Source organism: Acinetobacter sp. OYA S30 (assembly GCF_033599315.1).
Lineage (GTDB): Bacteria > Pseudomonadota > Gammaproteobacteria > Pseudomonadales > Moraxellaceae > Acinetobacter > Acinetobacter baumannii.
On record NZ_JAWVAV010000043.1, the window covers coordinates 1 to 14,668 of the forward strand.

At 40.0% G+C, this 14,668-nt stretch carries 10 protein-coding genes; 3 read left to right on the top strand and 7 right to left on the bottom strand.

Annotated features, from left to right (window positions below; all coding sequences use genetic code 11):
* Positions 1 to 170 precede the first annotated feature (170 nt).
* The 5 genes from R5R67_RS16285 to ompR form a co-directional block, all read right to left on the bottom strand.
* A complete protein-coding gene (locus R5R67_RS16285) occupies positions 171 to 602 on the bottom strand; it encodes a GNAT family acetyltransferase (RefSeq protein ID WP_000469968.1) in 432 nt (143 codons plus the stop codon).
* 130 nt (positions 603 to 732) lie between these two features.
* The gene (locus tag R5R67_RS16290) at positions 733 to 2,247 is read right to left on the bottom strand and encodes an acetyl-CoA hydrolase/transferase family protein (protein ID WP_000059343.1); all 1,515 of its coding nucleotides are present in this window, start codon (positions 2,245 to 2,247) and stop codon (positions 733 to 735) included.
* Positions 2,248 to 2,282: 35 nt separating this feature from the next.
* Positions 2,283 to 2,411 (bottom strand): hypothetical protein, encoded by a 129-nt coding sequence (locus R5R67_RS16295; protein WP_085916955.1) that lies wholly within the window; start codon positions 2,409 to 2,411, stop codon positions 2,283 to 2,285.
* A 27-nt stretch (positions 2,412 to 2,438) separates the two neighbouring features.
* Positions 2,439 to 3,896 carry an ATP-binding protein gene (locus R5R67_RS16300; protein WP_000051215.1) on the bottom strand — a complete coding sequence of 486 codons (1,458 nt, stop codon included), beginning with the start codon at positions 3,894 to 3,896 and terminating at the stop codon, positions 2,439 to 2,441.
* A 17-nt stretch (positions 3,897 to 3,913) separates the two neighbouring features.
* Entirely contained in the window at positions 3,914 to 4,678 is a 765-nt protein-coding gene (gene ompR, locus R5R67_RS16305; protein ID WP_000060753.1) for a two-component system response regulator OmpR, read from the bottom strand.
* A gap of 655 nt (positions 4,679 to 5,333) precedes the next feature.
* Here ompR and R5R67_RS16310 point away from each other — a divergent pair.
* Entirely contained in the window at positions 5,334 to 7,682 is a 2,349-nt protein-coding gene (locus R5R67_RS16310; protein WP_000131190.1) for a Tex family protein, read from the top strand.
* A 303-nt stretch (positions 7,683 to 7,985) separates the two neighbouring features.
* The gene (locus R5R67_RS16315; protein WP_001111065.1) at positions 7,986 to 10,175 is read left to right on the top strand and encodes a bifunctional SulP family inorganic anion transporter/carbonic anhydrase; all 2,190 of its coding nucleotides are present in this window, start codon (positions 7,986 to 7,988) and stop codon (positions 10,173 to 10,175) included.
* A gap of 67 nt (positions 10,176 to 10,242) precedes the next feature.
* Here the strand turns inward: R5R67_RS16315 and R5R67_RS16320 are convergent, their stop codons facing one another.
* Entirely contained in the window at positions 10,243 to 11,133 is an 891-nt protein-coding gene (locus R5R67_RS16320) for an SDR family NAD(P)-dependent oxidoreductase (RefSeq protein ID WP_001035486.1), read from the bottom strand.
* A 273-nt stretch (positions 11,134 to 11,406) separates the two neighbouring features.
* Positions 11,407 to 12,684 carry an O-acetylhomoserine aminocarboxypropyltransferase/cysteine synthase family protein gene (locus tag R5R67_RS16325; protein WP_000221150.1) on the bottom strand — a complete coding sequence of 426 codons (1,278 nt, stop codon included), beginning with the start codon at positions 12,682 to 12,684 and terminating at the stop codon, positions 11,407 to 11,409.
* 297 nt (positions 12,685 to 12,981) lie between these two features.
* Here R5R67_RS16325 and ettA point away from each other — a divergent pair, with 297 nt between their 5' ends.
* The gene (gene ettA, locus R5R67_RS16330; RefSeq protein WP_000090021.1) at positions 12,982 to 14,643 is read left to right on the top strand and encodes an energy-dependent translational throttle protein EttA; all 1,662 of its coding nucleotides are present in this window, start codon (positions 12,982 to 12,984) and stop codon (positions 14,641 to 14,643) included.
* The last annotated feature ends 25 nt before the right edge of the window (positions 14,644 to 14,668 follow it).

Here is a 14,668-nt window from a genome sequence, read left to right on the forward strand (position 1 = left end):
ATTCGGAAAAGCCCCATACTTTAAGTATGGGGCTTTTTTCATGTCTATTTATTTGATTCGTGAGTAGAATGACTTCACCTGTGTATAACTCTCATTTTATCCACAAGTAAAGTGAGTTATCCCAAGGTCTAGCTTTATTTCCTAAAGGTTCTTCATTTCAAGAGGCGCCTTTAGTCATGAGAGTTGTCACTAATAAGACGTTTTCCTAAACATACCGCTTCTACTTCGTCATAGCCGAGCTGCTCGTAAAAATTCAACACATTCAGATTATCTTTACGTACTAATAATTGTAATTTGGGACAGCCACGCGCCATAAGCCGCTTCTCAAGCTGTTGAACAAGCGCTGTGGCTATTCCTAAGCGTTGTTGGTGGGGATGAACAGCCAGATAATTAATCCAGCCTCTATGGCCGTCGTAGCCGCCCATAAGCGTACCAATTAGTTGCTCATCCTTAATAGCAACGAGGAATAAATCATCCTGCTGCGAAACTTTCCTGAAAATATCCGTTTCAGGGTTATTCCAGGGGCGAGTTAGGCCACAGCTTTCCCATAAATTGACCACATCATCCAGATCTGCATTTGTAAATTGGCGAATAATGAACATATGGATTTCTACTTTTTGTTTTGATGTATTGAAAAGATAAAATAAAAATTCGAACTTGAGCAGTAGTTTGTGAATAATTTACACAAATAAAAAAGCACCCCCGTAGGAGTGCTTAAATTAAAAGTATGACTTAAGCTGATTTTGCAACTAGTGTTGGTTGAAGCATTTGGCCTGTTTCTTCGAAGTTTGCATGCCAAGACAATGCTTCACGAAGTAAGTGAGGTGTATGTCCACCTTTAGCACATGCACGATCAAAGTAGTCATTTAATGCATCACGGTAAAGCGGGTGTACGCAGTTGTCGATAATAGCGCGAGCGCGTTCACGAGGTGCTAAACCACGTAAGTCTGCTAAACCTTGCTCTGTCACTAAAATATCAACGTCGTGTTCACTGTGGTCAACGTGGCTCACCATTGGCACGATAGAAGAAATATCGCCGCCTTTAGCAATAGATTTGGTCACAAAGATTGCCAAGTGCGCATTACGAGCGAAGTCACCTGAACCACCAATACCGTTCATCATTTTAGTACCGCACACGTGAGTTGAGTTCACGTTACCGTAAATATCAAACTCAAGTGCAGTATTAATACCGATAATACCTAAACGACGTACAAGCTCAGGGTGATTAGAGATTTCTTGTGGACGAAGCACTAATTTGTCTTTGTAAGCTTCGATATTACCAAAAACTTTTTCACCACATTTTGCTGAAAGCGTAATTGAACTACCAGAAGCAAATTTCATTTTGCCTGCATCAATTAATTCAAAAGTACAGTCTTGTAGTACTTCTGAGTACATGATGAGGTCTTCAAAATTAGAATCTTTTAAACCTGTCAGTACAGCGTTTGCAATTGAACCGATTCCTGCTTGGAGTGGACCAAGGTTCTTCGGTAAACGACCTTCAGCCACTTCTTTTTCAAAGAATGCGATAAGGTGATTGGCAATGCCTTGAGTCTCATCATCCGGTGGAGTTACTGTCGATGGAGAGTCATGTGTATCGTTAAAGACAATACCAACAATTTTCGAAGGATCGATTTGGATAGCTGTTGTACCAATACGTTCATCCACTTTTGTTAATGGAATTGGCGTACGTGTTGGACGGTAAGTTGGAATATAGATATCATGCAAACCTTCAAAGCTTTCGCTTAAAGAAGTGTTGATTTCAACAATTACTTTTTCGGCAAAAATCGCAAAACTTGCAGAGTTACCAACAGAAGTTGTTGGAATAATGCCACCATCTTCAGTAATCGCAATTGCTTCAATGACCGCAACATCTGGACGTTTAAGTTGCTGGTTACGCATTTGCTCAACAGTTTCTGACAAGTGTTGGTCAATAAACATGACTTCGCCGTTATTAATTGCGCGGCGTAAAGTGTTATCCACTTGGAATGGCATGCGACGAGATAAAACACCTGCTTCCGTGAGTTGTTTGTCTAAGTCATTACCTAAGCTAGCACCCGTAATTAACGTGATTTTTAACGGATTCTTTTTTGCAAGCTCTACAAGTGCTTGTGGAACAGCTTTAGCTTCGCCAGCACGAGTAAAACCACTCATACCAACGGTCATTCCATTTTCGATGAATTGCGCAGCTTGTTCAGCACTGATGACCTTGTCATGAAGAGAAGCTAGGCGAATACGACTTAAAGACATTGGACATCCTCAATATTGTCAAAACATAACGGATTTTAGCTATGAAAAAATGAAAAGTGCATAGGTGTTAGGCTAAGGTCTAATTTTTTAAATAAATGCGGGTATAACTTATTTTTATGATTTTTAATATATTGATTATTATTGTCTTTTTTGAGGTTTAAAATAGCGCTTTAAATGTTCAATTGCTCAAATTAAAAGCGCTCACTTAAAGTTTGTTTGATTTTTTCTAAAGGATTGTGCGTTGTATTTTCTTCAGGGGCGGGTTTTGGAATTGGTAAAGAAATAATTACTTCTAAACCGCCTTGTTCACGATTGTGAATCTGGATTTCACCTTGGTGAATATCGACAATACGTTTAACAATGGCAAGACCCAAACCGCTTCCCTGAATCGTTCTAGCCGAGTTGCCTCTTACAAAAGGCTGCATTAATTCTTCAATTTGATCTTCTGGAATGCCTTCACCATGGTCAGCAACCGTAATTAAAATATGTTCATTTTCAACCTTTGCACTGAGTTCGATCGGTTCAGCACCATAACGCTTGGCGTTATTAATGAGGTTGGCAATAAGTCGTTTTAAAGAGAGGCTGCGTGCAGGAATAATGGGAACATCCTGCATTTTAAAGCGAATATCAAGGGGTTTAAACTGAACGACCAATTCTTGTAAAAGAATATTAATATTAGTGTCTTTTAATTCCTCATCTGAACCATCGCGCATATATGAGATGAACTGATTTAGAATCGCATCCATATCATCTACGTCATAAACTAGACCTTCACGTAGAAATTCATCAGGTAGCATCTCTGCAGTTAAACGAATACGTGTGAGGGGAGTCCTTAAATCATGTGAAATTCCCGCTAGCATGATGCGTCTTTCACGCTCAGTTTGTTCAAGCGTATATACCATACGGTTAAATGCTTGGTTTACTTGGCGAATTTCTAAAGGGCCATGGTTAGTATCTAAATAAGGTGCAGTTCCAGACTTACTGTATTCGTTGGCAGCATTTTGCAAACGACGTAATGGTCGGTTCATTTGTCGAACCAAAATTAAAATAATGATGGCCGAAACTAATGGGACACCCACAACCCAGCCTACCAGTAGCTCGGGGCTATAGTTGGCATAGGTTTTTAAAGGTTCACGAACCCAGTTACCATGCATTTCTGGCGTTTGAATCCAGATACGTGGGCTAGGTTTAAATTGGAAATAGACAGTAACGTCTTTTGCGCCAATTTCATTTGCCAGTTTTTGCTCAACTTGGTTGGTAAAAAACTCGGCAATAATTTTATCGCGGACACTTGGATATTCTTTGGGGTTCGTGACATATTCAATGCCAACCCGATTGCGTAACCATGTGTCGACGTCAACTTCGCTATCGCGATGAAAAATACGAATATTAGGGTTATTTACCAGTTCTAGTTCAACTGCTAGATAGCGCGCATGTTGCTGAATTTCAGGTAAATAGAGGGTTCGCCAAAAAAACCACAATGACATAAATAAGCTAAAGAGTACCACCAGCAGTACCAAAATTGTGGTACGCATGGCCGCAGAACGTGGCTTAATCTTGTCGAGAAAACGTTCCCATCGGGTCCGTTTACGCTCTGAGTACGCAACGTAGTCGGTAAAGGTTTGCGGTGGTATGGGCTCTAAACTCACTCTATTTTATCTCAAGCTTATTCAGCACCATCCGGAACAAACACATAGCCTACGCCCCATACAGTTTGAATGTAACGTGCACGTGCCGGGTTATCTTCAATTAAGCGGCGTAAACGAGACACTTGAACATCAATAGAACGTTCCATTGCACCCCATTCACGGCCACGAGCCAAGTTCATGAGCTTGTCGCGTGTTAAAGGTTCACGTGGATGCTGTACCAAAGCTTTTAATACGGCAAATTCACCTGTAGTCAATGTAACGATTTGACCCTCACGAGTCAGTGTACGTGTAGATAAATCTAGAGACCATGGACCGAAGCTAACCACTTCAACTTGTTGGCTTGGCGCACCCGGAACTTCACGTACCTGACGACGCAATACTGCGCGAATACGCGCTAAAAGTTCATTTGGGTTAAATGGTTTTGGTAAATAGTCATCTGCTCCGGCTTCAAGACCAGCAATACGGTCAGAGTCACTACCACGTGCAGTTAACATGATAATTGGAGTATCAATATTTGACTGACGTAAACGACGACAAATACTTAAACCATCTTCAACGGGCAACATAAAGTCGAGCACGATAAGTGAAAATAACTCACGTTGTAATAAACGATCCATTTGTGAGGCATCATGGGCAGTTTTTACAACAAAGCCTTTATCTTCCAAAAAACGTTGCAAGAGGGTACGTAAACGCACATCGTCATCGACCACTAAAATGCGCTCGACACGATCCGTTTCGTTATGTACGGTTTCAGGATGTTCAGCAGGTACAACTAAACTCATGATGTACTCCCTTTTAAAGTCATAATTTATATATTATTGGATCGGTTAGGCTTATTGCCAACAAGCCCTCAGTATAATGCCGATGTTCTTGTTAAGACTATGTATCAATTTGCTCAAAATTACAATTTTCGTAGGGGCTTGAAACCAAAAAACAACATCTTATGCCCATAATTTAGCAAAGCCTTAAAGAAAAACTCAAATATTTGGCTATTTACCTCTTTCTCATCGATTAAATTCTAATAAATATTTGTTTCAAATAAATTATTTTAAAAATGAGTTTCGGTTTTTAAGTTCTAACTTTTAATTTATAGATTCACAGTTTAAGTATGAGGACTTAATAATTTATTTAGAAAGATAAGAAAAACTATATTTTGATCGTTCTGGCAATGTATCAATATGTTCTTTTTCTCATAATTTATATTAAAAATTTTCTTTAATTAAAGAAGTATCTATAAATTTCATATTTTTTAAAAGGTAAAAGGCTAGCTTAAAGGCCCAAATGAGTCACAGAAAAAACTTTTTTACGGCCATAAGAATGTGAAAAATTCATAGTCAATACAAAAAAACGTTTTGAATACGCAAACAAGTGTGGATTTTATGGTCTTGGTCTTTATAATCAGTGCTTTTAAACTTTATCCTTGTGGGATCAAACACGATGACTGACTTAGTTCAGCAGTTGGCAAGTGAGCTTGCCGTACGTCCAAACCAAGTAGAAGCTGCCATCCGCTTAATTGATGAAGGTGCCAGTGTTCCATTCATTGCCCGTTACCGTAAAGAAGTAACACAAGGTTTAGATGATACGCAGTTACGCCAATTAGATACTCGTTTAGCGTATTTACGTGATTTATATGAGCGCCGTGAAAAGGTCATTCAGTCATTGCAAGAACAGAATAAATTGAATGATGACTTGTTGGCGCGGGTGAATGCAGCCGAAACAAAAAATGCTTTAGAAGAAATTTATGCGCCGTACCGTCCTAAACGTACGAGCAAATCTTTCAAGGCGAAAGAAGCGGGCCTTGGACCAATTGCCGAAAAAATTATTTCAGAACAAATTGATCCGACAGAAGCATTGGCTGGTTTTAGTCATGAAGACTATCCGGACGTTGAAAGTCAATTAGACGCAATCCAGCATATTCTGATTGATGACTGGGCACAAAACATTCCTCTTACTACAGAATTAAAAGCAACTTTTGCAAAAACAGCAGTATTAAAAAGTACTGTTGCATCTGAAGAGAAGAAAGAAGTGGGCAAAAAGTTCCGCGATTACTTTGAATTCTCTGAAGGCCTAAACAAATTACCATCACATCGTTTATTGGCGATGTTACGTGGCCGCCAAGAAAACGTACTTGGTTTAAAAGTTGATGGCGAAGATGATGCACCATTGGCTCGTATTGAAACTGAATACAACCTTGATCAGATTCAGCCACAAACACGTCAAGATTTCTTAAAACAAACTGCAAAATTATTCTGGTTAGGTAAAGTTCGTCCTCAAATCGAGCATTCATTACTTACAGAAAAACGTCTTGCTGCTGAAGCAGAAGCAATGCAGGTGTTTGCTGAAAATCTTCGTCACTTATTGTTATCAGCACCAGCTGGTAGCCGTACGACTTTGGGTGTTGACCCTGGTATTCGTACTGGTGTGAAACTAGCTGTGGTAAGCGAAGCTGGTGATGTACTTGCACATAGCACGATTTATCCATTTGCGCCTAAAGAAGATAAAGAAGGCTCAATTGCTGAACTTGCACGTCTATGTCGTGAATACAATGTCGAGCTTATTGCTATTGGCAATGGTACTGCAAGCCGTGAAACAGAAGCTGTTGTAGCTGAAATGATGGCTGCAAATACAGATCTTAAATTAACTCGCGTAACCGTAAGTGAAGCAGGCGCCTCTGTTTACTCTGCAAGTGAACTTGCTGCGGCGGAACTGCCAGAGCTTGATGTTTCAATCCGTGGGGCAGTTTCTATTGCGCGCCGTTTACAAGACCCACTGGCTGAGCTTGTTAAAATTGATCCGAAGTCGATTGGCGTAGGTCAATATCAACACGATGTGAATCAAACTGGTTTAGCAAAAACACTTGATGCAGTTGTAGAAGACTGTGTGAACGCTGTTGGGGTAGATGTAAATACTGCTTCACCAGCAATCTTGGCTTATATTGCAGGTTTAAATAAAGCAATTGCACAGCAAATTGTTGAATACCGTAAAGAGCATGGCCGTTTTGACACACGTCAGGCACTTAAAAATGTACCGCGTCTTGGCGAACGTACTTTTGAACAGGCAGCTGGTTTCTTACGTATCCAAAATGGTTCAGAGCCATTAGATGCATCTGCTGTTCACCCTGAAAGTTATGGTCTTGTTGAGAAAATTGTTGCAGCAAAAGCGACAACGGTAAAAGACATTATTGGTAATACCGAAATTATTCGTCAGGTTAAAGCAGAAGAGTTTGTTGATGACAAATTCGGTTTGCCAACCATTCAAGACGTTTTAGCAGAACTTGAAAAACCGGGCCGTGACCCTCGTCCAGAATTCCGCACAGCTAAATTCCGTGAAGATATTACTGAAGTTGCTCAGTTGACTGAAGGTATGCAGCTTGAAGGTGTGGTGACGAATGTGACGAATTTTGGTGCCTTTGTTGATATTGGTGTGCATCAAGATGGTTTGGTTCATATCTCTGAATTAGCCAATGAGTTCGTTTCTGACCCGCATAAAGTGGTAAAACCTGGTCAAATCGTACAAGTGCGTGTTATGCAGGTTGATGTTGAACGTAACCGTGTGAACTTGAGTATGCGTGCAGAAGGTGCGGCACCTGTGAAAGCACAGCGTCCACCGCGTCGTGAGCAAAATAACGAACAGCGGTCTGAGCGTAAACCACAAGGTAAACGTCCACAACCGCGTAAAGATCAAGTTGAACGTTCGCAGCGTAGTAAGCAAGAAAAACCACAAGAGCAAAAAATTGGTGGTTTTGGTGCATTATTATTGCAAGCAGGAATTAAGGGTTCTAAATAAGAGCCTTTAGAGAACCTAAAAAAGCCTCCTAAACGGGAGGCTTTTTTTATTGTTTTTAAATCGTCTTCTAAATGGCTAGTGCCATGTTTTATTAAAACATCACGCTCATAAAGATGAGGTGAATCTTAAGATCAACAAAAACGTCGTGAAATCTACAATCAACTATACAACGTTATAGCATAACTCAACTTTAACCCGATTCAGTTGTCAGACAATATCGATAAAGCCTTGAAGTAAGTTCCTCACTTTCAGGCAGTTACATTAAAAATTGATTGTTTTTTTATATTATAAATGGTTGTTTTTATGCCGGCTTTAGAACTGAAAAATAGATTTCACGTAAACGACCTCCTTTCGGGAGTGGTCGTATTTCTCGTGGCCTTACCCTTATGTTTGGGTATTGCCTTAGCCTCAGGTGCTCCAATTATTTCTGGCATTATTGCTGGAATAGTGGGTGGAATTATTGTTGGCCTGCTGAGTGGCTCTCACATCAGCGTTTCTGGTCCAGCAGCAGGGTTGACTGCAGTCATCCTTGTACAACTCGATCAATTAGGCGGCAATTATGCCGCCTTTTTATTGTGTATTGTATTTGCAGGAATTTTACAAATTCTGTTTGGTGTATTTAAGTTGGGTTTCTTTGCCAACTTTATTCCAAACAATGTCATTTTAGGATTATTGGCAGCCATTGGTGCCATTCTGATTGTGACACAGTTACCTTATTTATTTGGGTTGACTGATTTTTCATGGAAAGAAGTTTGGACTGCTACACCGGATACGTTTATCCAAAAATTTGATGCTGGGGCAGCGTTGATTGGACTGCTGAGCTTATTTTTAATTTTAGCTTGGGACAGTAGCCCACTTAAAAAGTTAGCGTTGCCTTCTGCCTTAATTGCCGTGGTACTCGCAGCAGTTTTTAACTTTGTTTTAATAAGTATCGGTTCTTCATGGGCTGTGCAAAGTAATAATTTGATTCAACTACCAAATATATTACAAGCACCAGAAGAGGTATTGGTTTTTCCTGACTTTAGCTATTTGGCTGAACCATTAATTTATACCGGAGCCATTACACTTGCGATCGTGGCATCTTTAGAAACATTACTAAATTTAGAAGCGGCCGATAAGCTTGATCCTCAAAAGCGTTCATCTCCACCTAATCGTGAGTTATGGGCGCAAGGAGCAGGTAATATTGTGTCGGGTTTAATTGGCGGAATGCCAGTGACCTCAGTGATTGTCCGTAGTTCTGTAAATGCCAATACAGGTGCACGTAGTAAATGCTCAACCATTATTCACGGTGTGTTGTTACTGCTTGCCATTCTATTTTTTGTCCCACTCATGAACATGATTCCTTTGTCTGCACTTGCAGCAATTTTGATCGTGACTGGTTTTAAACTGACTCATCCAAAGTTATTCAAGCAGCTTTACCAAAAAGGTTGGAGACAGTTTTTACCATTCATTATTACCTTGGTTGCAATCTTGCTGACAGATTTATTAACCGGAATCTTGGTGGGGCTATTTACCAGTAGTGCATTTATTTTATATGGCAACTTCAATAAAGGTGTTCGTGTTTATAAAGAAAAGCATTTACATGGAATCGTGACGCGTATTGAGCTTCCTTCACAAGTAACTTTTCTGAATCGTTCCGCACTCATTTCTGCCTTGGAACATGTTCATAAAGATCAACAGTTGATTATTGATGCCACTCAATGTGATTCGATTGATCCGGATATTTATCAAGTCATTCAAGACTATCAAAATGAGACGGCAGTTAAACGCCAAGTCGACCTTAAGCTTATTGGATTTAAGCAGCACTATGAAGAGGTAGATGATGCAGTATTGGATATCTACATTAGTACGAGAGATCTACAACGTAAATTAAGTCCACAGCAAGTCATTACTTTACTTAAAGAAGGAAATGAACGTTTCGTAAAAAATGAGCGCTTGCAACGTGATATTTATCGCCAAATTCGTGTTACTGCAGATGAAGGCCAGCACCCAATTGCTGCCGTTTTGGGCTGTATGGACTCACGTGCTCCAACTGAAATGATTTTTGATGTGGGTATTGGTGATCTATTTAGTTTAAGGATTGCAGGTAATATTGCAGGTCAAAAGGTATTAGGCTCGCTTGAGTTTGCTTGTCAGGCCAAAGGCTCAAAAGTCATTTTAGTTTTAGGCCATACTGACTGTGGTGCAGTGACTAGTGCATGTCAGTTACGCTTACAGCAAAAGCAAATCTCTGATGTCAAAGAGATGCCGCATATTCAATATGTGCTTGGTCCGCTCATGCATTCGGTAGAAAGCGTATATGACATTATGCAACCCCGTGAATTAAACAAGACCTTCGTAAATCAGGTAACAGCTATGAATGTTCACTACAATATCCAATATATTATTAATAACAGTACGGTACTTAAAGACTTATTGGATCGTGGTGAAATAGCGATTGTTGGCGCGATTTACGATGTTAAAACAGGGCATGTCGAGTTTTTAGATGCGTAAATAGAATCAAATAAAAAAGCGCCTTTCATGAGGCGCTTTTTTATTTAAGTTCGCTGAATATTTTAAATTACCAATGCTCACCTGGGAAAATGCGTGCATATGCTTTTTGCACCCAGTTAAGTTTTTCAGCTTTTTTGCCTTTTGCGGCGTCTGAACTTGGAAACAGACGGAAACCAATCGACATAAACATATTGTTAATGCCAGGGGCCACTGAATAGGTCATAGAAGCCAAACGGCCTAAGTTAGTTGCAATACGTTTTGGACGTTTCACAATTGCATAAGCAATTAAATCGGCTGCTTGCTCAGGTGAGAGAGTCGGTACATATTTATAAATCTTGGTTGGCGCAATCATTGGTGTACGCACTAAAGGCATGTAAATTGAAGTAATTGCAATTTTATGTGCATGAACTTCTGCCGATAGACAACGGCTAAATGCATCAAGCGCAGCTTTAGAAGCAACATAAGCCGAGAAGCGGGTTGCATTTGCTAATACACCAATCGAACTAATATTGATAATTTGCCCATCTTTGCGTTGAATCATGTGAGGCAAAATATTGAGCACTAAACGTACAGCGCCAAAGTAGTTTAATTGCATAGTACGTTCAAAGTCGTGGAAACGATCATAAGACTCATGAACAGCACGACGAATAGAGCGACCTGCGTTATTAATTAAAATATCAATATGGTCAACAGAAGCTAAAATCTCTTTAGAAACCTGATCAATCATTTCCATGTCATTCAGATCACATGGGAAAATTGATGCCTGACCGCCACGGCTTTCAATATCTGCTTTGACTTCTTCTAATGTTTCTTGAGTACGGGCAACCAGTAAAACATGCGCACCAGCATCAGCAAGTTTATTGGAAATCGTTAAACCGATTCCACTTGAGGCGCCTGTCACTAAGATGACTTTACCTTGTACCTTTTCCTGGAACAGAGCTTCTAATTTTTTATTCACAGCATTTTACCTAAGTAGGGGCAGGGGCTATTTATTCCGGTATGTAATTTTTATTTTTACAACCGTTGGTTCATCCTGATGAACTCCTAAATATTGCCTTATCTTAATAGATGTTTAAAAATTGTCTAGTGTGTAAATATATGAAATTTAACAATTTATTTAGAGTAAAAACTCTAAATTATTACCCTAATCCATTAATTATTCTTAATAGTTAAATCACTTAAAAATAAAAAAGCCTCTATATTCCAGAGGCTTGTTAGATGGGTTTAAAATTTATACGGATGAAAGTGCTTGTTCTAAATCGGCAATGAGGTCATCAACATGCTCGATACCAATTGAAAGACGTACCATATCTTCACTTACACCAGCAGCTTTTAGTTCTTGTTCGTTGAGTTGGCGGTGAGTTGTGGTTGCAGGGTGACACGCCAGACTTTTCGCATCACCAATGTTCACAAGGCGGGTAAATAGCTGGAGGGCATCAATGAAGCGAGTACCGCCTTCACGGCCATCTTGAACCCCAAAAGATAAAATTGCAGAAGGTTTACCTTTTACATATTTTTGCGCAAGTTGGTGTTGTGGATGATCTTTTAAGCCTGCGTAATTGACCCATTTTACTTTCGGATGATTTTGCAAATATTCTGCAATTCTTTGTGCATTTTCAGTATGGCGTTCCATCCGTAAATTAAGCGTTTCTAGACCCTGTAAAATTAAGAAAACACTGAGCGGACTAATAGCTGCGCCTGTATTACGTAATGGTACAACGCGAGCCCTTGCTATATAGGCAGCTTCACCTAATGCCTCTACATAGTTCACACCATGATAGCTTGGGTCTGGCGTGTTCAATACTTTAAAACGCTCCGGATATTTACCCCAAGGAAACTTACCGCTATCGATAATCGCACCACCAATACTATTGCCATGACCACCAATATATTTAGTCAAAGAATGTATGACGATATCGGCGCCATATTGGAATGGTTTTAATAAAGCAGGGGTAGCGACTGTATTATCAACAACGACAGGTATGCCATATTCATGGGCGATTTTCGAAATTTCTTCTAGATCGATGATATTTCCAAGCGGATTGCCGATTGACTCAACAAAAACAAGTTTAGTTTTATCATCAATTAAGTTACGTAAGCTTTCAGGCTTTTGATAATCAAAAAAGCGAACTTCAATGCCTTGTTTTGGCAGGGTATGAGCAAATAAGTTGTACGTTCCACCATATAAAGTTGAGACTGAGGCAATATTATCTCCAGCTTCAGTAATGGTCTGAATTGCGTAAGTAATAGCTGCCATTCCCGATGCCAAAGCTAATGCCCCAATACCGCCTTCTAACGCAGCAAGGCGCTGCTCAAGTACGGCTGTGGTTGGATTCATAATACGGGTATAGATATTGCCTTGAACTTTTAAATCGAAAAGGTCGGCACCGTGTTGTGTGTTATCAAATGCATACGAAGTTGTTTGATAGATAGGGACTGCAACAGCTTTAGTGGTTGCTTCTGGAGTGTAGCCTGCGTGAATGGCTAAGGTTTCATCTTTATAAGTCATGATTACTTCATCTTCGTGAGTTAAATATTGAGCGAGTCTAGCTTAAAATTTATATAGAAAATTGCAGAAATTCTGGTTTGTTATCCAATTTTAGGAATATAGATAGAAAAATATACGCTGAAACGTTGTATAAATCTTATACATAAACATTTTGCAACTTATTGAAAAAGAAAATTGTTTGATAAATCCGTACGATGGAAATCATAACTTCAAGTCATTAGTGTTTTCATCGTATAATACGCGCGATTATTTTGTCGCGTCTTGCGATGTATTGGTTTTTCAATTGAGGAGTCCTGCGTGGCCCAATATATTTATACGATGAACCGAGTGTCTAAGATGGTTCCGCCAAAGCGCGAAATCTTAAAAGACATCTCTTTATCATTTTTCCCGGGTGCCAAAATTGGTGTTCTCGGTTTGAACGGTGCGGGTAAGTCTACCTTGCTTCGTATTATGGCTGGCGTAGATAAAGATTTCTCTGGTGAAGCTCGTGCACAACCTGGAATTAAAATCGGCTATTTAGAGCAAGAACCGCCACTTGATCCGACTAAAGACGTTCGTGGTAACGTTGAAGATGGTGTGCGTGAAGCTTTAGATGCTTTAGAGCGTCTTGATCAGGTATTTGCAGAATATGCAGACCCAGATGCTGATTTTGATGCGCTTGCAAAAGAGCAGGAAAAATTAGAATCAATTATCCATGCTTGGGATGCACATAACCTAAACAACCAGCTTGAAATCGCGGCAGATGCCTTGAACCTTCCAGCTTGGGATGCAGATGTAACTAAGCTTTCTGGTGGTGAACGCCGTCGTGTAGCACTTTGCCGTTTATTGCTCTCTAAACCAGATATGTTGCTTCTTGACGAACCAACGAACCATTTGGATGCAGAGTCTGTATCTTGGTTAGAGCGTTTCTTAAAAGATTTCCCTGGCACAATCGTGGCGATTACGCACGACCGTTATTTCTTAGATAATGTTGCCGAGTGGATCTTGGAGCTTGACCGTGGACACGGTATTCCTTACCAAGGTAACTACACTTCTTGGTTGGAGCAAAAAAATGCTCGCTTAGAACAAGAGCAGAAACAAGAAGAATCTTTTGCTAAAGCATTGAAAAAAGAACTTGAATGGGTTCGTCAAAATGCGAAAGGTCAGCAAAAGAAAAACAAAGCGCGTATGGAGCGTTTTGAAGAGCTTAACTCACGCGAATTCCAACAGCGTAATGAGACGTCTGAAATCTATATTCCACCTGGTCCACGTTTAGGTAACAAGGTTGTTGAAGTAGAAAATATCAGCAAGTCATTTGGTGATCGTTTACTTTACGAAAACTTGTCATTTACCGTACCACCAGCAGCGATTGTAGGTATTGTTGGTCCTAATGGTGCCGGTAAAACGACTTTATTCCGTATGATGACAGGTGAGCAAAAACCTGACACCGGTACTGTAACACTTGGTGATTCAGTTAAAGTTGCTTATGTTGGTCAGATTCGTGACACTTTAGATGATAACAAAACGGTTTGGGAAGAAGTTTCTGGCGGTTTAGACATCTTGAAAGTGGGCGATTATGAAATTGCATCACGTGCTTATATTGGTCGTTTTAACTTTAAAGGCCAAGATCAGCAAAAACGCGTAGGTGAATTGTCAGGTGGTGAGCGTAACCGTTTACAACTTGCGAAAATTTTACAGCAAGGTGCAAACGTTATCTTACTGGATGAGCCATCAAACGACTTGGACGTAGAAACTTTACGTGCACTTGAAGATGCAATTTTGGTATTCCCGGGTACAGTAATGGTTGTATCGCATGACCGTTGGTTCCTTGACCGTATTGCGACTCATATCTTGTCATTTGAAGATGAACAACCAGAGTTCTATACAGGTAACTATACCGAGTTTGAAGCTTATCGCCGTGCTAAGCTAGGTGATGACGCTCAGCCTCATCGCAAGAAATACAAAAAAATTAGCGGTTAATTACTGCTAAATTTAAAAACCAGCC

Excerpts from the sequence above, each read along its gene's own strand:
- R5R67_RS16315 (WP_001111065.1), top strand. The coding sequence starts at position 7,986 with ATGCCGGCTTTAGAACTGAAAAATAGATTTCACGTAAACGACCTCCTT.
- R5R67_RS16290 (WP_000059343.1), bottom strand. The coding sequence starts at position 2,247 with ATGTCTTTAAGTCGTATTCGCCTAGCTTCTCTTCATGACAAGGTCATC.
- R5R67_RS16285 (WP_000469968.1), bottom strand. The coding sequence starts at position 602 with ATGTTCATTATTCGCCAATTTACAAATGCAGATCTGGATGATGTGGTC.
- R5R67_RS16325 (WP_000221150.1), bottom strand. The coding sequence starts at position 12,684 with ATGACTTATAAAGATGAAACCTTAGCCATTCACGCAGGCTACACTCCA.
- ompR (WP_000060753.1), bottom strand. The coding sequence starts at position 4,678 with ATGAGTTTAGTTGTACCTGCTGAACATCCTGAAACCGTACATAACGAA.
- R5R67_RS16310 (WP_000131190.1), top strand. The coding sequence starts at position 5,334 with ATGACTGACTTAGTTCAGCAGTTGGCAAGTGAGCTTGCCGTACGTCCA.